Source organism: Streptomyces sp. NPDC104367 (genome assembly GCF_055583825.1).
Genome location: NZ_JBVJND010000023.1, coordinates 1 through 22,393 on the forward strand (window position 1 = coordinate 1; position 22,393 = coordinate 22,393).

General features: G+C 72.5%; 20 protein-coding genes and 1 pseudogene. 9 read left to right on the forward strand and 12 right to left on the reverse strand.

What is annotated here, in order from left to right; genetic code table 11:
* Positions 1-192: 192 nt before the first annotated feature.
* On the reverse strand, positions 193-471 hold the full coding sequence (locus ACZ619_RS29955; RefSeq protein WP_469605741.1) for a hypothetical protein: 279 nt from the start codon (positions 469-471) through the stop codon (positions 193-195).
* Positions 472-549: 78 nt separating this feature from the next.
* Here ACZ619_RS29955 and ACZ619_RS29960 point away from each other — a divergent pair, with 78 nt between their 5' ends.
* Entirely contained in the window at positions 550-1,305 is a 756-nt protein-coding gene (locus ACZ619_RS29960) for a GntR family transcriptional regulator (protein ID WP_469605362.1), read from the forward strand.
* A 232-nt stretch (positions 1,306-1,537) separates the two neighbouring features.
* Here the strand turns inward: ACZ619_RS29960 and ACZ619_RS29965 are convergent.
* Positions 1,538-1,806 (reverse strand): annotated as a pseudogene (locus ACZ619_RS29965) (site-specific integrase); the annotation flags it as partial.
* 524 nt (positions 1,807-2,330) lie between these two features.
* Between ACZ619_RS29965 and ACZ619_RS29970 the strand changes: the two are divergent.
* The gene (locus ACZ619_RS29970; RefSeq protein ID WP_469605365.1) at positions 2,331-2,798 is read left to right on the forward strand and encodes a DUF6083 domain-containing protein; all 468 of its coding nucleotides are present in this window, start codon (positions 2,331-2,333) and stop codon (positions 2,796-2,798) included.
* A 319-nt stretch (positions 2,799-3,117) separates the two neighbouring features.
* Here ACZ619_RS29970 and ACZ619_RS29975 read toward each other — a convergent pair whose 3' ends face one another.
* From ACZ619_RS29975 to ACZ619_RS29990, 4 genes are all read right to left on the reverse strand, one after another.
* Positions 3,118-3,729: a lamin tail domain-containing protein gene (locus tag ACZ619_RS29975; RefSeq protein ID WP_469605367.1), complete on the reverse strand. Its 612-nt coding sequence runs from the start codon at positions 3,727-3,729 to the stop codon at positions 3,118-3,120.
* 340 nt (positions 3,730-4,069) lie between these two features.
* Entirely contained in the window at positions 4,070-6,718 is a 2,649-nt protein-coding gene (locus tag ACZ619_RS29980; protein WP_469605369.1) for a serine/threonine-protein kinase, read from the reverse strand.
* Positions 6,719-6,936: 218 nt separating this feature from the next.
* Complete coding sequence (locus ACZ619_RS29985) at positions 6,937-7,977, reverse strand: LacI family DNA-binding transcriptional regulator (RefSeq protein ID WP_469605372.1); 1,041 nt, start codon at positions 7,975-7,977, stop codon at positions 6,937-6,939.
* A gap of 509 nt (positions 7,978-8,486) precedes the next feature.
* A complete protein-coding gene (locus ACZ619_RS29990) occupies positions 8,487-9,050 on the reverse strand; it encodes a fasciclin domain-containing protein (RefSeq protein WP_469605374.1) in 564 nt (187 codons plus the stop codon).
* A gap of 172 nt (positions 9,051-9,222) precedes the next feature.
* Between ACZ619_RS29990 and ACZ619_RS29995 the strand changes: the two genes are divergently transcribed.
* From ACZ619_RS29995 to ACZ619_RS30015, 5 genes are all read left to right on the forward strand, one after another.
* Positions 9,223-9,531 (forward strand): hypothetical protein, encoded by a 309-nt coding sequence (locus tag ACZ619_RS29995; protein ID WP_469605376.1) that lies wholly within the window; start codon positions 9,223-9,225, stop codon positions 9,529-9,531.
* The gene (locus ACZ619_RS30000; RefSeq protein ID WP_469605378.1) at positions 9,528-10,415 is read left to right on the forward strand and encodes a hypothetical protein; all 888 of its coding nucleotides are present in this window, start codon (positions 9,528-9,530) and stop codon (positions 10,413-10,415) included. The genes ACZ619_RS29995 and ACZ619_RS30000 overlap by 4 nt, the downstream gene beginning before the upstream one ends.
* A 254-nt stretch (positions 10,416-10,669) precedes the next feature.
* Positions 10,670-11,410, forward strand: coding sequence for a hypothetical protein (locus tag ACZ619_RS30005; RefSeq protein ID WP_469605380.1), 741 nt, complete (start codon positions 10,670-10,672; stop codon positions 11,408-11,410).
* Between the two features lie 33 nt (positions 11,411-11,443).
* Positions 11,444-13,054 carry a hypothetical protein gene (locus tag ACZ619_RS30010; RefSeq protein ID WP_469605382.1) on the forward strand — a complete coding sequence of 537 codons (1,611 nt, stop codon included), beginning with the start codon at positions 11,444-11,446 and terminating at the stop codon, positions 13,052-13,054.
* 2 nt (positions 13,055-13,056) lie between these two features.
* The gene (locus ACZ619_RS30015; protein WP_469605384.1) at positions 13,057-13,746 is read left to right on the forward strand and encodes a TIR domain-containing protein; all 690 of its coding nucleotides are present in this window, start codon (positions 13,057-13,059) and stop codon (positions 13,744-13,746) included.
* Positions 13,747-13,874: 128 nt separating this feature from the next.
* On the opposite strand, the gene ACZ619_RS30020 is transcribed toward ACZ619_RS30015, so the two are convergent.
* On the reverse strand, positions 13,875-14,768 hold the full coding sequence (locus ACZ619_RS30020) for a macro domain-containing protein (protein ID WP_469605386.1): 894 nt from the start codon (positions 14,766-14,768) through the stop codon (positions 13,875-13,877).
* A gap of 153 nt (positions 14,769-14,921) precedes the next feature.
* On the opposite strand from ACZ619_RS30020, the gene ACZ619_RS30025 reads away from it, so the two are divergent.
* Complete coding sequence (locus ACZ619_RS30025; protein ID WP_469605389.1) at positions 14,922-16,232, forward strand: macro domain-containing protein; 1,311 nt, start codon at positions 14,922-14,924, stop codon at positions 16,230-16,232.
* Between the two features lie 225 nt (positions 16,233-16,457).
* Here ACZ619_RS30025 and ACZ619_RS30030 read toward each other — a convergent pair whose 3' ends face one another.
* The 4 genes from ACZ619_RS30030 to ACZ619_RS30045 all read right to left on the reverse strand — a co-directional run bounded on the left by ACZ619_RS30030 (position 16,458) and on the right by ACZ619_RS30045 (position 20,189).
* Positions 16,458-17,225 carry an ABC transporter ATP-binding protein gene (locus tag ACZ619_RS30030; RefSeq protein ID WP_469605391.1) on the reverse strand — a complete coding sequence of 256 codons (768 nt, stop codon included), beginning with the start codon at positions 17,223-17,225 and terminating at the stop codon, positions 16,458-16,460.
* A gap of 116 nt (positions 17,226-17,341) precedes the next feature.
* Positions 17,342-18,109 (reverse strand): ABC transporter permease, encoded by a 768-nt coding sequence (locus tag ACZ619_RS30035; RefSeq protein ID WP_469605394.1) that lies wholly within the window; start codon positions 18,107-18,109, stop codon positions 17,342-17,344.
* 257 nt (positions 18,110-18,366) lie between these two features.
* A complete protein-coding gene (locus ACZ619_RS30040; protein WP_469605395.1) occupies positions 18,367-19,203 on the reverse strand; it encodes an ABC transporter permease in 837 nt (278 codons plus the stop codon).
* Positions 19,204-19,214: 11 nt separating this feature from the next.
* Entirely contained in the window at positions 19,215-20,189 is a 975-nt protein-coding gene (locus tag ACZ619_RS30045) for an ABC transporter substrate-binding protein (RefSeq protein ID WP_469605397.1), read from the reverse strand.
* A 157-nt stretch (positions 20,190-20,346) separates the two neighbouring features.
* On the opposite strand from ACZ619_RS30045, the gene ACZ619_RS30050 reads away from it, so the two are divergent.
* On the forward strand, positions 20,347-21,684 hold the full coding sequence (locus ACZ619_RS30050; protein ID WP_469605400.1) for a hypothetical protein: 1,338 nt from the start codon (positions 20,347-20,349) through the stop codon (positions 21,682-21,684).
* Positions 21,685-21,696: 12 nt separating this feature from the next.
* Here ACZ619_RS30050 and ACZ619_RS30055 read toward each other — a convergent pair whose 3' ends face one another.
* Positions 21,697-22,275, reverse strand: a complete 579-nt coding sequence (locus ACZ619_RS30055) for a toll/interleukin-1 receptor domain-containing protein (protein ID WP_469605402.1) — start codon at positions 22,273-22,275, stop codon at positions 21,697-21,699.
* Between the last annotated feature and the right edge of the window lie 118 nt (positions 22,276-22,393).

Sequence of the window (22,393 nt, forward strand, 5' to 3'; positions counted from 1 at the left end):
TCGGCCCAGTCCTCCACTTTCAGCACCCTCCAGATCATCAAGGGGGGTTAATTCTGCGGGAGCACCTGGGGGTCATTCTTACGGGAGCAACGACACGGGCGTTAAGGGGCGGCGGTGCCTGCCCTTCGGGACGCTCCGCACTCTGGTGAGGGAGACGGCGCGGCGGATACGGTTGAGCACGCTGTTCAGCTCCTATCGCTGATGGCCCGGTCCCCCGACATCGCCCGTCGTGGGGGCCGTTTTGCGTACGACCGCCCAAAGGGTGCGGCCGTTCAAGCTGGTGGCAAGGAGCCCGAACCGATCGGCCTCGGCCACCACGTCCAGGACCTCCCGCCATGTCTCGGCAGAGACTGATTCCGGTATCTCCGCTTCCACCGAGGTGTGTCGGGGGTGTTCCTCCACCCGCGTGAGGAGCCCGAGAGCGGACAGCCGGGCGGCGATGGCCGCCGCGCTAACTCCCGAAGCGGGCACAGGGCAGCCTCCGTCACCGGCGATCACTTTGAGTGAAGCTAGTTAACTAGATTAGAGCTAGTGGACTAGATTTTCCATATGCCTGAGCAGCCGCCCTATCTCCGCATCGCCGACGAGCTTCGGCAGCGCATCGCGGAGCACGTATGGGAGCCGGGGGACCGTCTGCCGTCCCGCGCCCAGATCGGCCAGGAGTACGGCGTAGGTGAGAACGTGGTCCGCCGGGCGCAGGAGTTGCTGATCTCCCAAGGTGTGCTGGAAGGCCGCGCCGGATCGGGCACTTACGTCGCCGAGCCCCGGCAGCGGGTCCGGGTCGTCCGGTCAACCGCCCGCGAGCAGCCCAGCGGATCGCCGTTCCGGGCCGACATGAAGGCCGTCGGCAGGCAAGGGGATTGGGAGAGCCGGACAGACGCCAAGGTGCCGGCGCCGAGGGAGATCGCGGCGCGACTCGGCATCGCCGAGGGCGAGTTGTGCGTCCGGACGACCTACGAGTTCCTGGCGGACGGCAGACCGGTGCAGTTGTCGACGAGTTGGGAGCCGTACGACCTCACGGCCGGCACCCTCGTCGTACTGCCCGAAGGTGGGCCCCACGCGGGCACCGGGGTCGTGAACCGCATGGCCGCGATCGGGATCACGGTCAGCCATGCCGTGGAGCAGCCGGAGCCGAGGCAGGCGACCGCCGAGGAGGCGTCGCTACTGGGCATCCAGAAGGCCGCGCTCGTGACGCACATCCGGCGGACGTACTACAGCGACGACGGGCGGCCCGTGGAGACGGCGGACATCGTGGTGCCCGCGGCTCACTGCGAGATCGTCTATGAGATCCCGATCAATCGTTAGCCGAGGTCAGAGGCCGACATCTGACATCCACGGCTGACATCAACGAGGCCGGACGGCGGCATACAGCAGCACCCCCGCACGACCGTCGGATCAGCAGCCAACGGCCCCAGAGGCGGGCGTGGATCGAACTCCTAAAGCGGGTGTCGCAGGTTCGAATCCTGCCGGGGGCACCGGGCAAAAGACCCCGGGCCGATCATGGTCCGGGGTCTTCGACGTCCGGTTTTGCGGGCGGTCAGTCCCGGCTGGGGCGCATCGCCCGGAGGAGCCGGTCCATGTGGCTCATGGCTTCGTGCTGGGCGTCCTGGGCGGCGTGTGCGCGTCCATGGTGATGCTGATCTGGTGTCCGAGGATCCCCATCATGGCGCGGGGCGCGACCTCGGGCGCCATGAGGAGGGTGGCGGTGCTGTGGCGGGCGTCGTGCAGTCGGATGGTGCGGAGGCCGGCGGGCTCGGTGACGTGGGTGAAGGAGCGGTAGAGGGTGCGCGGCTCGACTGGGAGGGGCGGTCGAGTGGAACCGGGCACCCCGTGTATGCACTTGAAGGCGTATGCGCGGAATGAGAGTTCGACGTCATTGCGGTCGGTCGGTGGTGGTTGGACGGTCGACCGGATCGTCCATGTGATGCGCGTGCCGGGCCGCTAGGGTGCGGCTCCTCACCCTGGGATTGAACCTCGGGCATGCTCGCCTGCAGCGAGTGCCTACACAACCACCGGGGCTTGAACGTCAACGATGCCACCGGGGATGAGGACGGTGTCGAGGCGGATGCGAGATCTGCCTAGGCCCTGAAGCCGAACGCGTCACCCATGCCCTGCAGCAGCGCCCATGCCAGCAAGTGAGTCATGGCTTTCCCCCTACTGGTTCAAGGTCCGAACGACCGTGGCGCGCTCCACGGATGGGAGCCGGGGCGGGGGTGGATTGAGGTCGCAGTGGCAGTTGTGCATCGATCAGGCGCTTGAAGTGCGACTTTGCGGAATAAGGCTGAAATGCACCCTGTTTGAGTGATGTAGCGGCCACTCACACTCGGAAAATGGCGGTCCTCCACAGTGTCAGCCGGCCTGAGTGCCTGTTGTGCTCCTCGAACGGGCCCGACGTTCGCGAACGCGGACGGATCATTCCCCTGTGCGCCGAACTCTGCGACAGGTGCTGGAACCAGGTCGCCAACGAGCTTGCGTTGAGCGAGGGCGCCACAGCTGCGCCCGACCCCGAGTTCGATCCGGATGACGTGGAATGGGTCGAGCCTCGCACATGCCGGCATTGCCATGCTCCGGTCCGGTGCTACCCGACGAACTATGACCGTTGGGTTGAACTGGCCACGTTCGAACTCCCCGCGAAGAAGGTGCCCCCCAAGCACCGCTGGCGGCTGACGAGCCGGAAGGCCGCGTACAGCCCGATCGAAGTCGAGCGGGTGGCCGTCAGGATCGGAGCCGTCGATCCCACGCCCGGGGAACCCGTCATTCCCGCTCATGAGTTCGTGTGCCTCAGGCAGGAGGCATGACCGTGCCACTCTCGTGCCGCAACACCCTGGGCGTGATCAACCAGCCCCGTCCCTGAAGCGGGTGCCACCGGACGCCGGAAGAGCCCCTCTGGAGTGGTCTCCGAGGGGCCCTCTGGTTTGCGTGGGATGAAATGGGATGAAGCGGGATGAAGGGGAGCGTGTCGTCGTCAGGTGGCGGGCTCGGGAGTGCTGGGTGGCTTCGCGGGAAGCGTGTTGCGTGGATGCGATCGCCTCGGCGAGGCGGGTGGGTTTTCAGCGACTCGCCCTGGTCACGGCACCTGCGATGGGGCCGGGTGGGCTCCCGGCCCCATCGGGGTGGTCAGTGGCGGGGGGCCGGCTGGTTGCGGTTTTCGTCGCGGTGGTTGTCGTTGGTGCCGCGGTGGTCGCGGTTGTCCGTGCCGCGGTGGTCGCGGTCGTTGGTGCCGCGGTGGTCGCGGTTGTCGGTGCCTCGGTGGTCGCGGTCGTCCGAGCGGTGGCGGCCCCAGGTGACCTGGTCGACCACGCGGCGGTGGTCGTTGCGGAGGGTGGCCGTGTGGGAGCCGTTGTGCCAGACGAAGTGGCGGCGGTCCTGGTAGAGGTCCGTGGCGTTGTCGCGGCCCTCGCCGGTGTGGACGCGGACCGTGGCGCGGCCCTGCAGCCGGACGTGGCGGAAGGTGTAGGTGTGGCCGGCGTCGTCCGAGAGGGTCCAGTGGTCCAGGTTGACCACCCGGCGCGAGGTGTTCGAGACGTCCACCCACTCCTTGTTCAGGGCGCGGTTGGAGTGGTCGTCGCGGCCCGGGGAGTCGTTGTGCACGGCGCTGATGAACACGTCGCCGTGCGGGCGGACGGGGTACTGGCCGGCGGCCGCGGCCGGCAGCGCGAGCGCGCCCACGGCAGCGGCGGCCACGGCGGTGACGGCGGTCAGGCGACGGGCGGATGCGGATACGGACACGAGGTCCCCCTTCTCGGGCCGGGCACCCCCGGTGGGCGACTCTGGGCCACAGGTCACCCGGGGTGTCGGGCGGGTCGGCGACCGGTCGGCCGCACACCCACACCTTGCCCACCACCCGAAGAAGTTGTGGTGGTTACGCGTAGGTCGTGACTGTTTCTGGATATTTCCATGACCCTTGTATGTAAGGTTCATGTATGGGGTGAATGCGCCGTGTTGACGGCTTGTCGTCTCCTTGGTCCGTTGCGGCGTACGGGATCCACCCTGGTCGAGCCGACGTCGTCATGGGCCCCGGGCGGTCTGGCGTCACCCGAAAGTGAGTAACAGGATCTGCGCGGACGGCTCAGCCCGCGCCCGCCGACTTCAGTGCGGCCAGCAGGGTGCGGGCGTCCCGCACGGTGGGGTGGCGTTCGCCCAGGTGAACGGCGGCTTCGTCCAGCACCTGCCCGGCGTGGGCGACCCCGCCGGGCCGGTCGCAGCCGAGCATCGCGTGGGAGACCCGCAGGCGCAGTGTCAGGGGATGGTGTTCGCCCAGCCCGGTCCGGGCCTCGGTGAGGAAGGAGGCGCAGCCGTCGCGCGTCCGGGCCATGGAGCTGCCCTGCCGTTCCTGGTCTCGCTCCCAGTGGAGGACCCTGGTGGTGAGTTCGTCGGCGGCTCGGACCTGCGTGTACGGCAGTGTCTCGGCGCGGCGGGTGGCGTGCTCGGCGACCAGGGTCCTTGCCCGGTCGGGCAGGGGCGGCGGGCCGATGCTGCCGGCGGCGGCTCCCGGCACCAGCGCCTCGGCCACCTCGGCGGCCGTCGGGCGTCGGGCCGGGTCGGGGCGCAGGCACCGCCGGACCACCTCCGCCAGGTCCCGCGGCAGCCCGGTGAGATCGGGGGTGCCGGCCCTGATCGCGGCGACCACCGACGGCGTGTCCCGGCCCCAGGGGCTGCGGCCCAGGGCGAGGCGGGCGAGGACGGTGCCCAGGGAGAAGACGTCGCTCGCGGGTGTGAACGTGGGCTGCTCGCGCAGCTGCTCGGGCGAGGCGTAGGCGTAGGTGCCGGCGAAGCCGCGCCGTGGCTCGGTGAGCCGTTCGATCTGGGCGATGCCGAAGTCGATCACGCGCGGGCCGTCCTCGGTCAGCAGCACGTTGGCCGGCTTGAGATCGAGGTGGACGATGCCCTCGGCGTGGATGGCGCCCAGCGCGACGGCGATGCCCGCCCCCAGCGTGCGCACCAGGTCGGCGTCCAGGCGGCCGCAGCGCTCGGCGAGTTCCTGCAGCGAGGGGGCGGCCACGTAGGGCACCGCCATCCACGGGGTCGCCCCCTCGGTGTCCGCGGCGATCACCGGCACGGTGAACCGTCCGTCGACCCGCTGGGCCGCCCGCACCTCGTGGGCGAAGCCCTGCTTGATCGGGGGCGCCGCCGCGAGGTGCGCGTGCAGCGTCTTCACCGCGACCATCAGCCCGTCGGCGTCCTGGCACAGGTAGACCCGCCCGAAGCCCCCCTCGCCGACGCTCTCCAGCACCTCGTACGCGTCGAACGCCTGGGGCCCGTCCGTGTCGGCGGCGGCACCGGCACCGGGCCGGGCCCGTTCCATCTCCCGCCAGGTCCCGATGGCCGCGGCCTGCGCGTGCAGCGCGATCCTGCCGTCCTGGGCCGTGGTGGGGAGCCGCTTCCGCGTGTCCCGATCCGCCGTCGCGGGCTGGTCGTCCGCCACGACCACGATCCGCGCCGCGGCCTGTACACCGTCTTCGAACGTGTACGCCTCCATCTGTACGTTCGCGTCGCCGAGGCGGGAGACGTAGACGCCCGGGAGGCCCAACTCCGCGCACATGGCGGCCTCTTCGGGGGTGGGGCGCAGGTCGGCGCGGGCGAAGCAGAGGGCGGTCGGCTCGTATCCCCGACGGGTCAGGGGACGGAGGGTCCGCTGCCAGCGGCCCGCTGTCCAGGTGCGCCGAGTGGGCGCTTCCGTACCGTCGTTCACCAGGGCCAGGCAGGTCGCCTCGGCCGCGCCTGCCTCACGTGCCAGCACCGTGCAGGCCGTCTCCGGTGCCGCCTGCACCGTCTCCCCCAGCAGCGTCGCGGTGCGTGCCGCGACGCGCAGGACGGTGCGGCCTGCCGTCCGGGCCAGCTCGTCGCGCTGCTCGCGGAGCGCGTCGTACGCCTGCGACGAGCCCGGCATGTGGCCCTGGAGCTCCATGCACGCGAGGACCTGGCCGAAGCAGTCGACGGCCGTCGCGTGGTCCCCGGCCGCCACCGCCGCCTTCGCCTGGGCGACGCGGGCCGAGAGGACCTCGGAGCCGGCCGGGCCGTAGAGCTCCGCGGACCGTTCGGCTATGTGGCCGTACATGCGGACCGCGCGCGGGAAGTCCCCGGCGGCCTCGACCGCGGCGGCCGTCGCGAGGAGGTCCCGCAGCCCGTCCTGGCCGCCCTCGTTCCCGAACGGCAGGACGCCGGCGACCTCGGCGTAGCGCTGGCGGGCGATCCTGACCAGCTGGTGGGCGGGGCCGAGTTCACGCTGGGCGGTCTGGAGCATCTGGGAGAACGCCCGGAGCGCGGCCGCGTTGTCGCCGCTCTTCTGCTGCCAGTAACCCACCTCGCACAGCAGGGTGAGGGCGGTCTCGGTGCGGTTCTCGCGTTCGGCGGACCGGCGCATGGCCTCGTAGCGGCGTACGGCCTCCTCCGGGCGCCCCGACCTGCCGTGCCAGTGGGCGAGTTGGTGCCGGGCCAGCTCGGTGTCCGGGTGGCGTGGTCCCTGGACGCGCTCCCGGTCGGTCAACAGGCCTACGAACAGCCGGATCGCTGCTTCGGGTCGGCCCGACTCCCCTGTCCAGTGAGCCAGTTGGTGCCGCAGCGCCAGAGTGTTCGGGTCCTCGCGCCCCAGTGGGCGGTCCGCGCGGTCGACCAGTTGCGCGTAGCGTTCGGCGGCCTGCTCCGCGTCGCCCTCGTGGCCGATCCGCTCGGCCGCCGCGCCGCCCTCCCGTAGCGCCGCGACGGACTCGCCGGTCACCGGAGGCGTTTCGCGCTGTCTGCCCAACCACTTCATCGAGCCTCCCCGTTGGCCGTAGCCGGACGCGTGCCGAGGAGCCAGTATGCCTTGCCCAAACGTTTGCGCCAATCGTTTGGGCCAACCGTTTGGGCGGGGTGGTCGGATGAGGTGTGGTCGGGGTCGAGCGGCCTGGCCGATGAGTAACCGGGCGGTGGGGGCGGGGTGTTACGGCCGCGGTCTCACCGGAGGCCGGGGCCGACGGGGATGCCGGTGGAGGCCCGGACCACGAGGTCGGGGGTGAGGGCCTCCGAGGCGACGGGTTCGCCCGCGATACGGCGCAGGAGCAGCCGTACGGCACGACGGCCCTGTTCGGCCATCGGTGAGTGAACGCTGGTGAGCGGCACGGGCAGTTCGGCGGCGAGGGGGGTGTCGTTGAAGCCGGCCAGCGCGAGGTCCTGGCCCAGCCGCAGGCCCAGGTCACGGGCGGCGCCGATGGTGCCGATGGCCGCGAGGTCGTTGACGGCGAAGATCGCGGTCGGGCGGTCGGGGCCGCTCAGCAGCTCGACGGCGGCTCCGTGTCCGCCGGCCGCGTCGAAGCGGCAGTGCCGTACGCGGTGGGCGGGCACGGGGAGGCCGGCCTCGCGGTAGCGGTCGGTGAAGCCGGTGGTGCGGTCGGTGCCGGTGCTGGCGAAGGGCTCGCCGGCGATGACGGCCACGTGGCGGTGGCCCAGGGCCAGGAAGTGCTCGGCCACCAGGCGGCCGCCCAGCGGGTCGTCGCAGGTGACCGCGGGGTGCCCGGTGTCGGTACGGCGGTTGACGAGTACGAAGGGGGTGCCGTCGAGGACCGGGTCGGTCAGCGCGGCGCCGTCCAGGTGCGCGTCGCCGATGACGAGGCCGTCCACCCGGCGGCCCAGGATCATGCCGATCCGCTCGCGCTGGGTGGGGGGATCGTCGTGGGTGTTGGTGACGAAGGTGGAGATGCCCCGCCGGGTCGCCTCCTCCTCCATGCCCTCGTAGATGGTCGCCACGACGACCTCCGAGAGGCGGGGGAAGAGCACGCCGACGAGGTTGCTGCGCCGGGTGCGCAGGCTGGTGGCGTGCGGGTTGGGGCGGTAGCCGAGTTCGTCGGCGAGTTCGCGGATCCGCCGGGCCGTCTCGCCGGACGCGGCGCGGCCCTGCTCGCCGGAGGGGCCGTTGAGGACCCGGGAGACCGTCGAGACGTGCAGCCCGAGCCGGTCCGCGATCCCCCGCAGTGTCACCGGACCGCCGTCGCCCGCCATGCCCGTCTCCCACCTCGCCGCTTCCGAACCACCCGGCCCCATTCTCCCCAACGCCGTGAGGGAGTCGAGCCGGTGGGGGTGAGGGGAAGGACGAAGGACCGGAGGGAGGACGAGGACCGGAGGGAGGGACGAAGGGCCGGAGGGTGGGGGTGGGAGGGAAGAGGCCGCGAAGGGAGCAAGGGGACGCGTACGCGAAGGGGGCGGGGTGCGAAAGGGGCAGGGAGGGGCGGAGGGACAGGCGTGAAGGGGGGCGAGGGGGCCGAGGGTCGATGTCGCGGGCCGAGTCCGGGGCCGGGGTGAAGGGCCGGAGGTCAGGAACGGGGCCAGGAACGGGGGCCAGGGCGAGGGATCGCGAGGGGGCGGGGAGGACCGGAGGGAAGAAAACGCAAGGGGCGCGGGGTGAAGGGGAGGTGGGTGAGGGGCAGGGCAGGGCCGGGAGCGTGGGGGGCTCGCTCCCGGCTCTGGAGGGGTGGAGCTTGGGTGTTTGCCTGGCTCCTGGGCCTGGGGGGTCAGGACGGGGGGTGGAGGACTGCGTCGATGACGTAGATCGTGGCGTTCGCTGCCTTGATGTTGCCGCAGACGATGTTCGCCGTGCCGTTGACCTTGAAGTCGGTGCCCGAGCCCGACGTGGTCAGTTTGCTGCCCTCCACGGTCTTGAAGGAGCCGTTGGAGAGTTGGTCCGGGGTGATCCGCTGGTCCACGACGTGGTAGGTCAGCGTCTTCTTCAGCTCCCCCTGGTTGCCCAGCAGCGAGGCGAGCTGATCCACGGTCACCTTCTGGAAGGCCTGGTCGTTGGGGGCGAAGACGGTGATGTCCGGCTTCCCGTCGAGGTCGCCGTTCAGGTTCGCCCTGACCAGGGCGGACACCAGATGGCTGAGCTGCGGATACGCGGCCGCGGCCTCCGTGACCTTGTCCCTGGCCGTGCCGATCTTCTGGGCGAGCCCCGAACAGTCGGGACCGAACGTCCCCGAAGGACTCGGGGAGGCGTCCTGCGCCTGGCTCTGCGACGCCAGGCCGCCGAGCGCGAGCGGGACCGCGAGCACGGCCGCCGCGGCGGCCTTCGCTGTACGCATGCGGGTGAACCTCATCGCAACCTTCCTCCCGTGGAGGCGTGAAACTGCAGAGGTCAGAGGTCTGAGTGGGGAAGTCGTCGAACCGGTCGGGCGGGGGCGGGGCGGCTGCTACGGCGCCCGGCCCTGGACCGTCGTCCCCCGACCACCCAGCGAGCGTATCCAGCGGGTGCGCGTGACCGCATCTCGAGCCGGCCACGGCGCGCGGGGTGCGCCCGCACCCGGCACCATGGACGCAGTGCCCGACCGCCGCGCCGCGCCGCCGATCACGGAGGGCCGGGACGGAGGCATGATCGACATGGACGGGTTCGTCTTCGCGGTCGGCGGGTCCGCGCCACCGCCCCCCGCGGCCGTGCATGCCGTGGCCGCCCGTGCCGCAGCCGTGCATCCCGTGGCCGCCCGTGCCGCGGGAGCCCGTGCCGCAGCCGCCCATCCCATGGGCGCCCATCCCGTGGGCGCCCCCGCCGCACCACGGTACGGATGACGCCTCGGGACGGCCGGCGCGCGGAGGGCGCGGGCCCGTTCACGACGCGGCTCAGGTGGGAGCTGCCCGGCGGCGGTACGGCGGTCTGGGAGTCGCGGGCCGCACGCAAGCGCGGAACGCTCACGGTGCGCCCCGTGGGGACGGCCGAGGGACGCCCGCGCACCGCGGACCACGTGTCCGTCGTACGGCTGCGCAGGCTGAACACCGTCGCGGCGGTCTCCTTCTGCGTCGGCGGCCTGCTGTTCGCCCTCGGGGCCGGCCTCTCCCGGTTCGGTTCCGGCAGCGCCACGACGACGGCCTCGGTCTACTTCGTCGGGGGGCTGTTCTTCACCACCGGCGGCTACGCGTCGCTGCTGCAGGTGGTCAACGCGCCGCGGCGGGCCGACCACGGCGCCCTGCTGACCCGCGCGTGGCGATGGTGGCGCTACGAGCCCCAGCGCATCGACTGGCTGAGCGCCTTCACCCTGTTCGCCGGAACACTCGTCTTCGGCGTCAATCTCCTCGACTCCTTCCTGCACGGGCTCACCGTCCAGCAGATCAACCGGCTGATCTGGGCCCCGGACCTGATCGGCTGCGCCCTCTTCCTGCTCTCCGGGCACCTCGCCTTCGGCGAGATCTGCCACGGCTGGCCATGGCCGTGGCCCTGTCTGCGGGCGCGGAGCCTCGGCTGGTGGATCGTCGCGGTCAACCAGTTCGGCTCGTGGCTCTTCCTGGTCTCCGCCGTGGCCGCGTTCACCCGCCCGGTGACCGGCAGCGAGCTGAACACCGCCGTCGCCGACTGGGGAACCCTCCTCGGGGCGCTGTGCTTCGCGGCCGGCGGCCTCTCCCAGTACTTCGAGCGCCCCGCACCGCAGGAGAACACGGGAGCCGCGGGAGCGGCGTGAGCCATGTGAGCCGTAGTGACCGTCCGGGGTTCGGTCTCCGCTGAGGCGTCGGTGCCGAAGCCGTGCGGCGACCGGGCCGGAAGCGGATCGGAAGCAGGTCGGTTCTGGTCGCGGAAGCGGGCGCGCTGGTCGCATCGGAGGCGTCAATCGCGCTTCCGTGTCCCGCTGTTCACCTCCGGCCCGTGACGTTCCCGTACCGGGCGGGCCGCCGTGAGGGCGGGCGCGGTGCACTGCCGTGACCGCTGGAGAACTCCATGACCGATCCAGGGCTGACGCCGCCCGCCGAGCGTCCCGACCCGCTGTCCACCCATCGCGCGCCGCCCACCTACGGCCCTCCGGGGCTGATACCGCCCGGCGGCCCCGCCCGTACCTGGGGGTTCGTGGTCATCGCCGCGCCCCTGCTGCTCGCCCTGATCCTGAGCCTGGTCGGCGGCTCGGGCGGGGGCTCCGGATCGTCGGGGTCCTCGGGGTCGGCCGGCTACTTCGGCTCGGGGGTCTCGGGCTCGGACGGCGGCGGGACGACGACCGAGGAGCCGGACTATCCGACCGCGACGGCGACCGCCACGTCGCCGTACTACGGCACCGACACGGCCGGGGCGACCGCCACCGGGGGGTACACCGACTCGACGGACCTGTTCTCCGCCATCCCGAGCGCGACCGAGAGCGCGAGCACGGGCACGAGCACGGGCACGGGCACGGGCACGGGCGGTGGGCCGCGTGAGGTCGTCACCGCCTACTTCGCGGCGATCGACGCGCGGGACTACGAGACCGCCTGGGCCCTCGGCGGCAAGAACCTCGACTCCGACTACGACAGCTTCGTCTCCGGCTTCGCCACCACGCGGCAGGACACCATCGGCATCGTCTCCGTGACCGGCGCCGAGGTGCGGCTGACCCTCGACGCCCTCCAGACGGACGGTACGACGCGCACGTACGACGCCACCTACACCGTCCAGGACGGCGTGATCACCAGCGGCACGGCCACCCGGACCGGCTGACACCCACCCGCACGAGCGGAGCGCTGAACCACCATGGCCACACAGGTACTCGATCCCCAATCCTCCGGCCCCGCACCTCAGGAACCGCCGGAGCACCGCGTCTACGCGCGCACCAGGGCCACCCGGCTGCTGTCCGCGGGCACCTACCTCCACCCCGGCTACCGGCGCGCCGTCATCCGGGAACTGCTCCACCGTCGTTTCCGGGTCGTCGCGCCCTCCTACGGCTACGACGCCGTGTCCGTGCTCGCCCACGCCCTCGCCGCGCGCCGGCTGCGCCGCATCCAGTGGGCGGTCGCGGCGGGCTCGACGGTCGTGGACATCCTGCTGCTGAGCAACGGGGTGCTCAACCCGTCCGTCGGCGTCGTCCTGCTGTTCTGGGTGCCGTGGGCGGCGTCGTACCTGCGCCGGATCGTCACCCTGCACGTCCTGATGACCCGGGTGCGGGAGAGCGGCAAGGACGGCGGCTTCGACGGCGCCTGCCCGTCGCACGCCAGGCTGACCGCCGAACTCGCCCGCAAGATCGACCACGAGCAGGCCGGCCGCAGCGGACTGGTCTTCTACGGCGGCTACCGCCCGTTCGTCGGCGCGGGCCTGCCGTTGCGCGACTGGTCCAACGCGCAGTTGCTGCTCGGCGCCCCGAAGACCCGGATCATGGCGCGCAAGAGCGCGGACGGCGAACCGCCCGACCTCGACACCGTCGAGCGCAGACAGGTCGTGCCGTTCACCGTGCACGAGATCACCAGTGAGGTCGCCACCCGGCTGGCGGCCGACCTGCGCGACGAGGTCGGCCCCGAGGAGCGGATCGACGGGCTGACCGTCGAACAGCGCCGCTACACGACCGCGATCCGCACCAACGACCGCACCACCGGCGCCGGCTGGTCCCGGCTGCCCAGCGTGGACGACCTGCCCGGCGTGCACTGGCGGGAGGACTACGACGCGGCCCGCGAATACCTGTGCGTGCGCGTCGGGTCGTGGAACGAGGAGCTGGTGACCTCGATCTTCGTCGGGTTCGACCTCAAGGGCAACACGCTGCACACCGAGTTCTACACGTACGTGCTCGGGCCGCTCGTGGAGGACTTCCACCTCGTGGACCAGCTGCCCGCCGCCGTCGACGGGCGGCTGGCGGTGCGGGTGGCGTGGGACATGTGCGTGGGCGTGGTGCGCTGGTGGGCGATGCTGTGGCTGCTGCCGCTGCTGGTGATCCCGGAGCGGTTGCTGCCGACGTGGGTGGTCCGGTGGACCCGGCCCTGGCGGGTCAGGAAGGCCAGGCGGAACGCGATCGCGATGCTGCTGGCGAACCGGGTGACGGACACCAGCGAGCTGCGGCTGGGCCGTTACGTCAACCGCTGGCTCAACTGCGGTGCGCTGGCGAGCGTCCGGGAACTGGCGACCAGCGACACGTACCACCACTTCTTCCAGCAGTCGGACGCGGTGAAGTACATGCAGATCGTGGAGCGCCGGCTGCTCCAGAACATCCGCGCGTTCCTCGACGAGCACGACGTGGACCTCGCCGAGCACGACCGCGCGCAGACCAACATCCTGCTGGGCGACAACAGCCAGAACATCTTCGGCGGCCAGAACAGCAACTTCGGATACAACTACCAGCCGCAGAGCGGCGGTTCATCGGGGAAGGCGGGAGCGTGACCATGAGCCAGACCAATGCCGGCGACAACAACCAGATCGTGTCCGGCGGCCAGAACAGCGGGTTCGGGTACAACGTGTACAACACCCCGCAGCAGGACGACCGGTCCGCGGAGCGGGAGGCCGCGCGCGCCGCGCAGGCCCGCGCGGACTACGGCCGCAGCCGCAGCGTCTTCGTGGTGCACGGCCGTGACGAGCAGGTCCGTACGGCGATGTTCGGGCTGCTGCGGCGGCTCGATCTGCGCCCGCTGGAGTGGGAGCGGCTGGTGCGGGCCACGGGCGGGACCGCGCCGTTCCTCGGTGAGGTCGTCGCGAAGGCGCCGTCGCAGGCGCAGGCGGCGCTGGTGCTGCTCACCCCGGACGACGTCGCCAAGCTGCACCCGCAGCTGCTGGGCGAGCGGGAGCAGCCCTACGAGACCCGGCTGACGGGCCAGCCCCGTCAGAACGTGCTGATCGAGCTCGGCATGGCGCTGATGGCCTTCCCGGAGCGGACGATCATCGTGGAGGTCGGCCAGGTGCGGCCCGCGGCGGATCTCGCGGGGCGCAACGTGATCCGCTTCGACGGCACCGAGGCCGCCGTCGCGAAGATCGTCGAACGGCTCAAGGGCGCCGAGTGCGACCTCGACGACACCCGCCCCGACTGGCGCGACACCTCCCCCTTCACCAACCTGGCGGCCTACCACCGCCTGGCCTGACGGAAGGGGGGAAGCCGGCGGCGCAAGGGGCCCGCGGGGGGGCGAGGACGGGAAGGCCGGGAAGGATGGCCGGGGAAGGATGGCCGGGCGCTCGGGCCGGCCTCGCAGCCGGCCTCGCGGCCGGCCTCCTACCGGTTCGGCGGTTCCGTTGCCAGGGTCGAGAGGAAGGCCGCCAGTTCGCGCATGTTGATGTTCTCCGTCTCCTCCGGCCTGATGACGACGCGGAGTTCGCGGCAGATCGCGGACTCGCGGGACGAGGCCACGAAGGACATGAGGATCAGGTGGAGCAGGCTGTCGCGGTCGAGGTGGCCCAGCCGGGCCAGGCCGGAGCCGACCAGTGGCATGGCGACCGTCTCCAGCTGGGCGTGGGTGCGCAGCGCGGCCCACAGTCCGCCGAGCCCTTGCCACAGGTCCTCCACGCCGGAGGAGGCGACGTAGTCGTTGCCGATGCGGCTGTAGGCCACGCCGAACACCAGCCGCGGCCGGCTGCCCAGCACCGCCACCGTGCCGACCGGGTAGCGGTCGAGCTTGCCGAGCGGCTTGTCCGCGCGCGCTTCCCGGGCGACGGGCTCCGCCGGGGCGAGCGCCGCGTCCAGCTCCGCGTCGAGGCGGTGCGCGTCGCCGTCGTACAGGCGGTCCAGCAGCTGCGCCTGCACGCTGTCGCCGTTGATGACCCGGCCGCCGGCCGACAGCGTGTCGAAGGTGTCGCAGAACCCGACGACGAGGTGGGCCGGCTGGTCGAACACGTCGCCCGTCTCGACGACCACCGTGATGTCGGGCCGCCGGAACACCTGCCGCACCCGGCGCTGCGGCCGGGCCCGCAGCAGCCCCCAGGCCAGGCACGCCCCCACCGACAGCCCGACGGCCGCACCGGACCCGCTGTGCGGCACGAACGGTCCCACGACCTGGAGGACGGCGGACAGTCCGCCGAACGCCACCATCGTGTCGCGCACGAAGACCTGCTGGGCACGGCGCGAACCCCTCGGCAGCCGAACCAGTTGGCCGAAATCACCCGAACGCATGGTTTCCCCAGAGCATCATGGTAACCTGACGGTCACTGAGGCTGACGCAGAGTGACGCAGAACCGCCGGGGGGCGACGCGGATGGCCGGTGCGAGAGCGCGTATCCAGGTGAAGGTACTCGGCCCGGTCCAGCTCGAAGTCGACGGTGTACCAGTGCGGTTGACGCCGCTGACCGTACGGCTGCTGGTCCGCCTGGTCGCGGCCGAGGGCGAGGCGGTGCCGGTACGGCAGCTGCGCCGCGACGTGTGGGGACTCGCGGACGAGCCACGCCACCTGGACCAGCGCAACCGCAACGAGGTCCAGAAACGGGTCCTGGAACTGCGCCGGGCGCTGGCCCCCGGCCAGGACGGCGTGGGAACGCATGTCCTGCGCACCGAACAGCAGGTCACCGTGCACGGCCCGGAGACCGCCTACCGGCTGGCACTGCGCGCCGAGGAACTGGACAGCGCGCGGTTCACCGCGATCGTCAGCGGCGCCCTGCTCGCGCCGCCGGCCACCGCCGCGCACCGGCTCGCCGAGGCGTTGTCCCTGGTGCGGGGCCGGCCCCTGGCCGAGGTCGACGGCGAGGGGTTCGCGGTGCCCTTCATCCGCCGTCTGACCGTCCTCCAGGACACCGCGCGCCGTGAACTCGTCCGGGTGCAGGCCGACCTGGGGCGGCCCGAACTCGCGCTGCCGGTCGCCGAACTGATCGTCCATGAGCGTCCCGACGACCCCGAGGCCGCGCGGGTCCTGGACGCGCTGCGGGCGGAGCTGCGCGCCCGGCACGGTGACGAACTGCTGCGCTACCGGGTGCCGTTGCCCGGCCAGCGGGCCGATGTGGTGCTGGTGCGGGGGGACTTGTTCGAGCAGGCGGACTCCAACCTGGTGATCGGGTTCTCCGACACCTTCGACACGGAGACCGCCGAGGACCTCGTGATCAGCCGGGAGAGCGTGCAGAGCCAGCTGGTCGAGCGGCTGTTCGCCGGGCGGCGGCGCCTGCTGGACGACCGGCTGCGGGCCGGGCTGCGCACGGTGAAGCCGGTGGGCACCGAGCGGGTGCGGGCCAAGCCGCTGGGCCGGCGTATACGGTATCCGGTGGGCACGACCGTGGTGGTGCCGGTCGACGGCCGCCGGGTGTTCGCCACCGCCTATTCGCGGCTCGGCAACGACCTGGTGGCCCGCTCCAACCACACCGACCTGCGGCTGAGCCTGGAGAGTCTGTGGGCGTCGGTGGCGGTGCACGGCATGTTCAAGCCGGTCGCCGTGCCGCTGATCGGCTCCGGGCTGGCCCGGGTCACCGATCTGGACCGGGGGCAGCTGGTCGACCTGATCGTGGACTCGTTCATCGACGCCTGCCGCCACCACCCCGCGCTGACCCCCGAACTCCGGATCGTCATCAGGCCCGAGGAGCTGGCCCAGACCGACCTGACCCCGGTGGTCGGGCGCTTCCAGGACCTGGTGCCCGGGCCGCGCGCGGCGGACTGACGGCGGCGGTGGGACCGGGTGAAGGACCGGGCGCGCTCCCCGGGACGGCGGGCTGCTCCGCATCTCGGCTCCCCCTTCGCGGCGTCACCCCGCCGTCCGCGCCTCGCGCCGCTTCACCCGGCCCCACCGCTCCCCACGGGACCATCGCGTCCGCTTCCGCGGACACCCACCGACCGCTTCCGATCCGGTTCCGATCCCCGGCGTGCGAGAGGTGGCGGCCGGCGGTCATTCCGGTTCGCCCCGGGGCCCGGCCCGTACCGCCCGGCCCACCCGCGTGCGCAGCGCGACGAAGGCGGGTGAGCTGCGGGTGGTGATCTGGTCGCGGTCGCGCGGGAGGGCGACCGGGAGGTCGTGGGTGATGCGGGAGCCGGGGCCCGGGGAGAGGACGACGACGCGGTCACCGACGTAGACGCTCTCGTCGATGTCGTGGGTGACGAAGACGATGGTCGTGTCGTCGGCGCGGTGCACCTGGAGCAGCAGGTCCTCCAGGTCCTCGCGGGTGCCCGCGTCCAGCGAGCCGAAGGGCTCGTCCATGAGCAGCAGCGAGGGCCGGCAGACCAGGGCGCGGGCGATGGCGACGCGCTGCTGCATCCCGCCGGACAGCTCCCGGGGGCGGCGCCGGGCGACACCGTGCAGTCCGACGCGTTCGAGGATGGTCTCGGCCTCGGCCCGGCGGGCGGCGCGGGCGAGGCCCCGGCGGCGCAGCGGGAGCGCCACGTTGTCGCGGACGGTGAGCCAGGGCAGCAGCGAGCGGCCGTACTCCTGGAAGACCACCGCGAGCCGCTCCGGCACACCCCGCACGGGCGTCCCGTCGACCGTGACCGTGCCCTCCTGCGCGGGCAGCAGCCCGGCGATGGTGCGCAGCAGCGTGGACTTGCCGCAGCCGGAGGGCCCGACCACGCTGAGCAGTTGGCCGTCGGGCACGGTGAGGCTGATGTCGTCCAGGACGTGCTGGTCGCCGAAGTGGCGGCTGACGGAGTCGAGGCGCAGCATCCGTCACCCGGCCCGGTGCCCGCAGCGGTCGGCCTTCCCGAGCACGCGGGTGAAGTCGTCGGGCCGGTCGCGGAACATCCGCGGTTCCGTGGAGCCGGGGTTGCCGATGACCGTGGTCATGCCGTCCTCCCTCGGAGCAGACGTCTCTCGACGGCCAGCAGTCCGGTGTTGAGGAGATACCCGAGGGCGCCCAGCAGCAGCAGCGCCGACCACACCGTGAGCAGGTCGGAGCGGGTCTGGGCGTCGGTGAGCGTGAACCCGATGCCGTCGGCGCCGCCCGGCAGCAGCTCCGAGAACACCATCAGGATCAGGCACAGCGACAGGCTGAGCCGGAGCCCGGCGAAGACGCGGGGCAGCGCCGAGGGCAGGACGAGGAACCACAGCCGTTCGGGTGCGGTCAGCCGCAGCACGGCCGCCACCTGGAGCCGCAGCGGGTCGGTGGACCGGGCGCCCTCGGCCGAGTTGACCAGCACCGGCCACACGGCGCCGAGCGCGATCGAGGCGACCTGCATGGGCGTGCCGACGTCGAGGACGACGACGAGGACCGGCACCAGCGCGGGCGGCGGTACGGCCCGCGCGAACTGGAGCACCGGGTTGCACAGCGCGTACGCCCGGGGTGAGCGGCCCACCGCGATCCCCAGGGCGATCCCGGTGACGGCGGCGAGCGCGAACCCGGCCGCCATCCGGCCCAGGCTCGGCAGGATGGTGGCGACGGCGTCCGGGGTGAGGAACAGGTGGCCGGCGGGGCCGGAGAACCACAGGTCGCGGGCGTGCCGGGCGATCCGCAGCGGCGGCGGGAAGTACACACTGTGCCGGGCCCGGGCGCCCAGTTCCCAGCAGAGCACCGCACCGAGGAACACCGCCCAACGCAGCACCACGGGCACGGCGGCGCCCCGGAGCGGGACGGGGGCCGCCCCGGGGCGAAGGCGGTGGCGGTGGCGAAGACGGTGGCGAAGGCCGTGGTGGGAGCCGTGGCGAGGACCGTGATGGAAGTCGTCGCTAGGGCCGTGGTGGGAGCCGTGACCAGGGCCGTGATGGAAATCGTGGCGAGGACCGTGGGGGGAGCCGTGACCAGGGCCGTGGGGGGAGTCGTGGGAGGCGTCGTGGGAGGCGTCGTGGGGGGAGTCGTCCGGGGTCCGGGTCATGGTCGGCTCCGCCACGGCTTCGCCCGCGCCGTCGCCCCCGGCCCTGCCCCCGCCCCCGTCCCCGCCCGTGCGGGTTCGTGGTTCCAGGCGAACAGCCGGTGTTCCAGGGCGACCAGCGCGCTGTTGATCACCAGTCCGAGGCCGCCCGCCCAGACCACTCCGGCCAGTACGTCGCGGGTGCCGTCGGTCGCGCTCTGGGCCTGGGCGATGAAGATGCCGAGGCCCTGGCCGAAACCGGAGAGGATCTCCGTCGCGACGGCGAGGACGAGGGCGACCGCGGCCGAGATCCGTACGCCTGCGGCGATGAACGGGGCGGTGGCCGGCAGTTCCGCCCGCAGCAGCACCGCGAGCCGGCCGAACCCGAACGCGCGCAGGGTGTCCCCGGCCAGCGGGTCGGTATCGCCGAGGCCGTAGACGGTGTTGAACAGCACCGGCCACAGCGAGGCGTACGCGATCAGCGTCACCTCCGTCCGGACCCCCGACCCGAGCAGCAGCGAGACCAGGGGGATCAGCGCGACGGACGGCATGGGCCGCAGGAACTCGACGACGGCCCGGGCGGCGGCCTCCACGACCGGCACCGCACCCAGCAGCAGCCCCAGCGGCACGGCGAGCGCGCAGGCGAGCGCGAGGCCGAGCGCCCAGGCCCGCAGGGTCACCGCCACGTCGTCGAGGAAGACCGGGTCGCCCGCCAACCGCACGGCGCGCAGCAGGACTTCGGACGCGGGCGGCAGATAGCTGTGCCGGACGATCCCGGCCCGGGCCACCGCCTCGCAGATCCCGAAGGCCGCCGCCGCGCCGAGCAGGCCGAGCAGGAGTTCCTGGCGTCGGGTCATGTCGCGCGGTCTCATCTCACCAGCAGGGGTGCCGGGTCGATGTCCTTCGTCAGCAGTCCCTGGCCGCGCATGAGCCGGATCAGCCGGCGCAGGGCGGCGGGATCGGCGGTCGACGGATAGGCCGGGAGGTGGATCGACCTGGCCTGGTCCGCGGTCACCTTGGTGTACTCGGGCAGTTCGGCGCGTACGACCGCGGGGTCGCCGGAGGCCAGTTCGGACGCCGCCTCGACGGCACGCCGGAAGCCCTCGGCCGCCTTCGGGTGCTTCTTCACGAACGCGGCCGTGGTGACGTACCCGCTGGCGGGCAGGCCCTTCGCCGGTCCCGAGTCGCCGTCGAGCAGCACCCGGGCGCCCAGTTCGCCCTGGATGGCCGTGTCGAAGGGTTCGACGGCGTGTACGGCGTCCACCTGGCCGCGCTCCAGGGCGGCGCCCATCTGCGGGAACAGGATCTGCCGGTACTCGGGGCGCCCGGCGTGCAGGGCGTCGAGGATCGCGTTCAGGGTCAGGGACTGGATGTTGTTCAGGACGGCGACGGCGACCTTCTTGCCGGCGAGGTCCGCGGGCGACCTGAGGGCGGAGTCCCCGGGCACGAGGACGTCCATCATGTGCGGGGCGATCCGCACGCCCTCGGCGAGGATGCGCAGGTCCAGGGTGCCCTTCTCGTACGCCTGGAAATAGGTGACGTAGTTCGCACTCGCGATCACGTCGACCTGGCCCTTGAGCAGTGCGGGCAGCGCCTGGATGCTCTGCTGCACGGGCTGGATGCGCACCTCCAGGCCCTCCTTGGCGAACAGGCCGCGGTCCCGGGCCAGATAGAGGGCGGCGGAGTCGGCGAGCGGCAGCGCGGCCACGGTCAGCTCCTGCCGGCCGGTCCCGGAGCGCGAGGTGCCGCCGCCGTCGCAGCCCGCCAGGACCAGCACCGCCGCGGCGAGGAGCGCGAAGCGTTTGATTCCCGAACGTGATCGGCGTAATCGGCGTGAGCGCATGTCGGCATGACTACCCGAATTTGTCATGATCGCTACAGATTCGACGCGGTTTTCGGGGTCGCGGGGAAACTCCGGCACCCGTCCGGCCCCTTGCGGATGCCCGGGGCGGGCGTGCGCGGTGCACTGGGAGTGCAGGTACGGACGGAAGGCAGCGCTCATGCGAGAAGCCCCCTCACGGCGCGCGTTCCTGCGCCGGTCCGCCGCGGCCGGGCTGGTCACCGCCGTACCGGGACTCGCGCTCTCGGCGTGTGCCGGGGCGAAGGAGACCCGGGCCGCGGCGGCCAGTCCGGGGGCGGCCACCCCCGGCGCGAGCGCCCCGGCGGGCGGCGGTGGCCTCACCGCCAACGGCTACGGGCACACCGACGCCGACTACGCGCGGGCCGGTCTCACCCCGGGCAGGGTCCAGCAGTGGGAGGACGGCTTCCGCACCGCCGCCGGCAACGACGACCCGGACGTCTTCGAGTGGTGGTACTCCGACTTCACCGGTGACGACGGCACGGTCGTCTCCTTCACCCTGAGCACCCGGCACGACGACGGCTTCGTCCCGGAACCGGGCGAGGCCGGGCGCAGACCCAAGTCGGCCGTCATCGTCACCGACCCCGACGGCACCAGCCACGGCGGGACGCAGAGCCACGAGTGGAGCGAGTTCGCCGCCGCCGTGGACCGCTGCGACGTACGGCTCGGCCCCTTCACCTTCAGCGGCGACCTGAAGACGTACCGGATGAAGGGGCGTTCGGGCGACGTCGGTGTGGACCTGACGCTGACGAGTCTGGTGCAGCCGTTCCGGCCGGGCACCGGCCTCATCTACTTCGGCGACACCGACCACCACTTCGGCTGGCTGTGCGTGGTGCCGTCCGGCACCGCCACCGGCACGGTCACCGTCGACGGAGAGCAGCGGTCCTTCTCCGGCCACGGCTACCACGACCGCAACTGGGGCAACCGGCCCTTCCCGTACGGCGTCGAGCACTGGCGCTGGGGCCGCGGCAACGTCGGCGCGTACTCGGTGATCGGCGCCGACCTGCACCTGCGCGAGGAGTACGGCTCCGCGGTCGTCCCCGTCTTCCTCGTCGACGACACCGGGAGCGGCAGGCGCCTGGCCGGCGCGTACGGCACCGAGAAGGTGACGGCCACGGAGTCCGACCCGGTGCCCTACGACGACCCGGCCTATCCGCGGGACTACTACGGCAAGGTCCACTGGGCCTACCGCGACGGCGCCGACCGGGGCGACTTCACCTTCACCGACACCGACCGGAGGATCGTCTCCCGGCAGTACCTGACCGAGCCCAGCGAGGCCCAGCGGACCGCGCTGGAGCAGCTCGGCATCGACGAGATCTGGTACACCCGGTACGCCACGGAGAACGACCTGGACCTCGACATCGCCGGCCACCGCGCCTCCGGGACCGGCACGGGGACCCTGGAGGCCGCCCAGTTCGGACTGGCCGCCGCCCCGCCCAGGACGTCCCACGACTCCGGTTCTCCGACGCCCGGCTCCTGAGGACGGGCCGTCCTAGGGGGTGTCCAGCCGTCGGGGTGCCTTGGCGAGGTCCCTCGCCCGTGCCTTCTCCGCGGAGGTGGGGAAGAGGGGCGGCTCGCCGGGGCGGACGGCCGGCTGCGGGACCGGGTGGCCATGGGCACCGCCGGCGGGCGGGACCGGGAGTCCGCGCGGCACCGGGGGTCCGGCGGCGGCGCGGGCGACCGCCTCCAGCAGGACGGTACGGGCCTCCTGCTCGGCCAGGCCGTACACCTCCCGCCGGGCCGGGAGGGCGAGGGCGGCGGGGAGCCGGGCGGGGTCGAGGGGTTCGACCACCAGCGGGACGAGACCGCCGGGCAGGGACCGGTCCGCCGTCCGCTCCGCCCCGGTCGGCTCCTTCCTCGCCGGCTCCTCCGCCGTGGGCTCCGCCCCCGCCCCGTGCGCGGGGCCGTAGCGGTGCGGGGAGAGCAGCACCAGCACCACGGCGGCGCTGTCCGGCGCCGCGTCCGCCACCACCTCGTAACCGGCCTCCCGCAGGTGCCGGGCGGCCCACTCCGCCCAGATCCGGTCCGGCCGGGCATGGTCGATGAAGACCGGCCCGCTCGCTGAAGTCACCCGTGCCTCCCCCGCCGACGTCACCTCACCGCCATGATTCCCCATACGCGGCGCCCCGGCTTTCTTTACGCACTCCTGACGCCGGTCCCGCATCCGGGCGGCGTCGGCCGGTGTCCTC

What these genes read in the sequence shown, in the direction of transcription:
- ACZ619_RS30030 (WP_469605391.1), bottom strand. Translation starts at nt 17,225, where the DNA reads ATGCTGCGCCTCGACTCCGTCAGCCGCCACTTCGGCGACCAGCACGTC.
- ACZ619_RS30020 (WP_469605386.1), bottom strand. Translation starts at nt 14,768, where the DNA reads ATGCGTTCGGGTGATTTCGGCCAACTGGTTCGGCTGCCGAGGGGTTCG.
- ACZ619_RS29990 (WP_469605374.1), bottom strand. Translation starts at nt 9,050, where the DNA reads ATGCGTACAGCGAAGGCCGCCGCGGCGGCCGTGCTCGCGGTCCCGCTC.
- ACZ619_RS30045 (WP_469605397.1), bottom strand. Translation starts at nt 20,189, where the DNA reads ATGCGCTCACGCCGATTACGCCGATCACGTTCGGGAATCAAACGCTTC.
- ACZ619_RS30000 (WP_469605378.1), top strand. Translation starts at nt 9,528, where the DNA reads ATGACGCCTCGGGACGGCCGGCGCGCGGAGGGCGCGGGCCCGTTCACG.
- ACZ619_RS29960 (WP_469605362.1), top strand. Translation starts at nt 550, where the DNA reads ATGCCTGAGCAGCCGCCCTATCTCCGCATCGCCGACGAGCTTCGGCAG.
- ACZ619_RS30050 (WP_469605400.1), top strand. Translation starts at nt 20,347, where the DNA reads ATGCGAGAAGCCCCCTCACGGCGCGCGTTCCTGCGCCGGTCCGCCGCG.
- ACZ619_RS29970 (WP_469605365.1), top strand. Translation starts at nt 2,331, where the DNA reads ATGGCGGTCCTCCACAGTGTCAGCCGGCCTGAGTGCCTGTTGTGCTCC.
- ACZ619_RS30010 (WP_469605382.1), top strand. Translation starts at nt 11,444, where the DNA reads ATGGCCACACAGGTACTCGATCCCCAATCCTCCGGCCCCGCACCTCAG.
- ACZ619_RS30005 (WP_469605380.1), top strand. Translation starts at nt 10,670, where the DNA reads ATGACCGATCCAGGGCTGACGCCGCCCGCCGAGCGTCCCGACCCGCTG.
- ACZ619_RS29985 (WP_469605372.1), bottom strand. Translation starts at nt 7,977, where the DNA reads ATGGCGGGCGACGGCGGTCCGGTGACACTGCGGGGGATCGCGGACCGG.
- ACZ619_RS30040 (WP_469605395.1), bottom strand. Translation starts at nt 19,203, where the DNA reads ATGACCCGACGCCAGGAACTCCTGCTCGGCCTGCTCGGCGCGGCGGCG.
- ACZ619_RS30015 (WP_469605384.1), top strand. Translation starts at nt 13,057, where the DNA reads ATGAGCCAGACCAATGCCGGCGACAACAACCAGATCGTGTCCGGCGGC.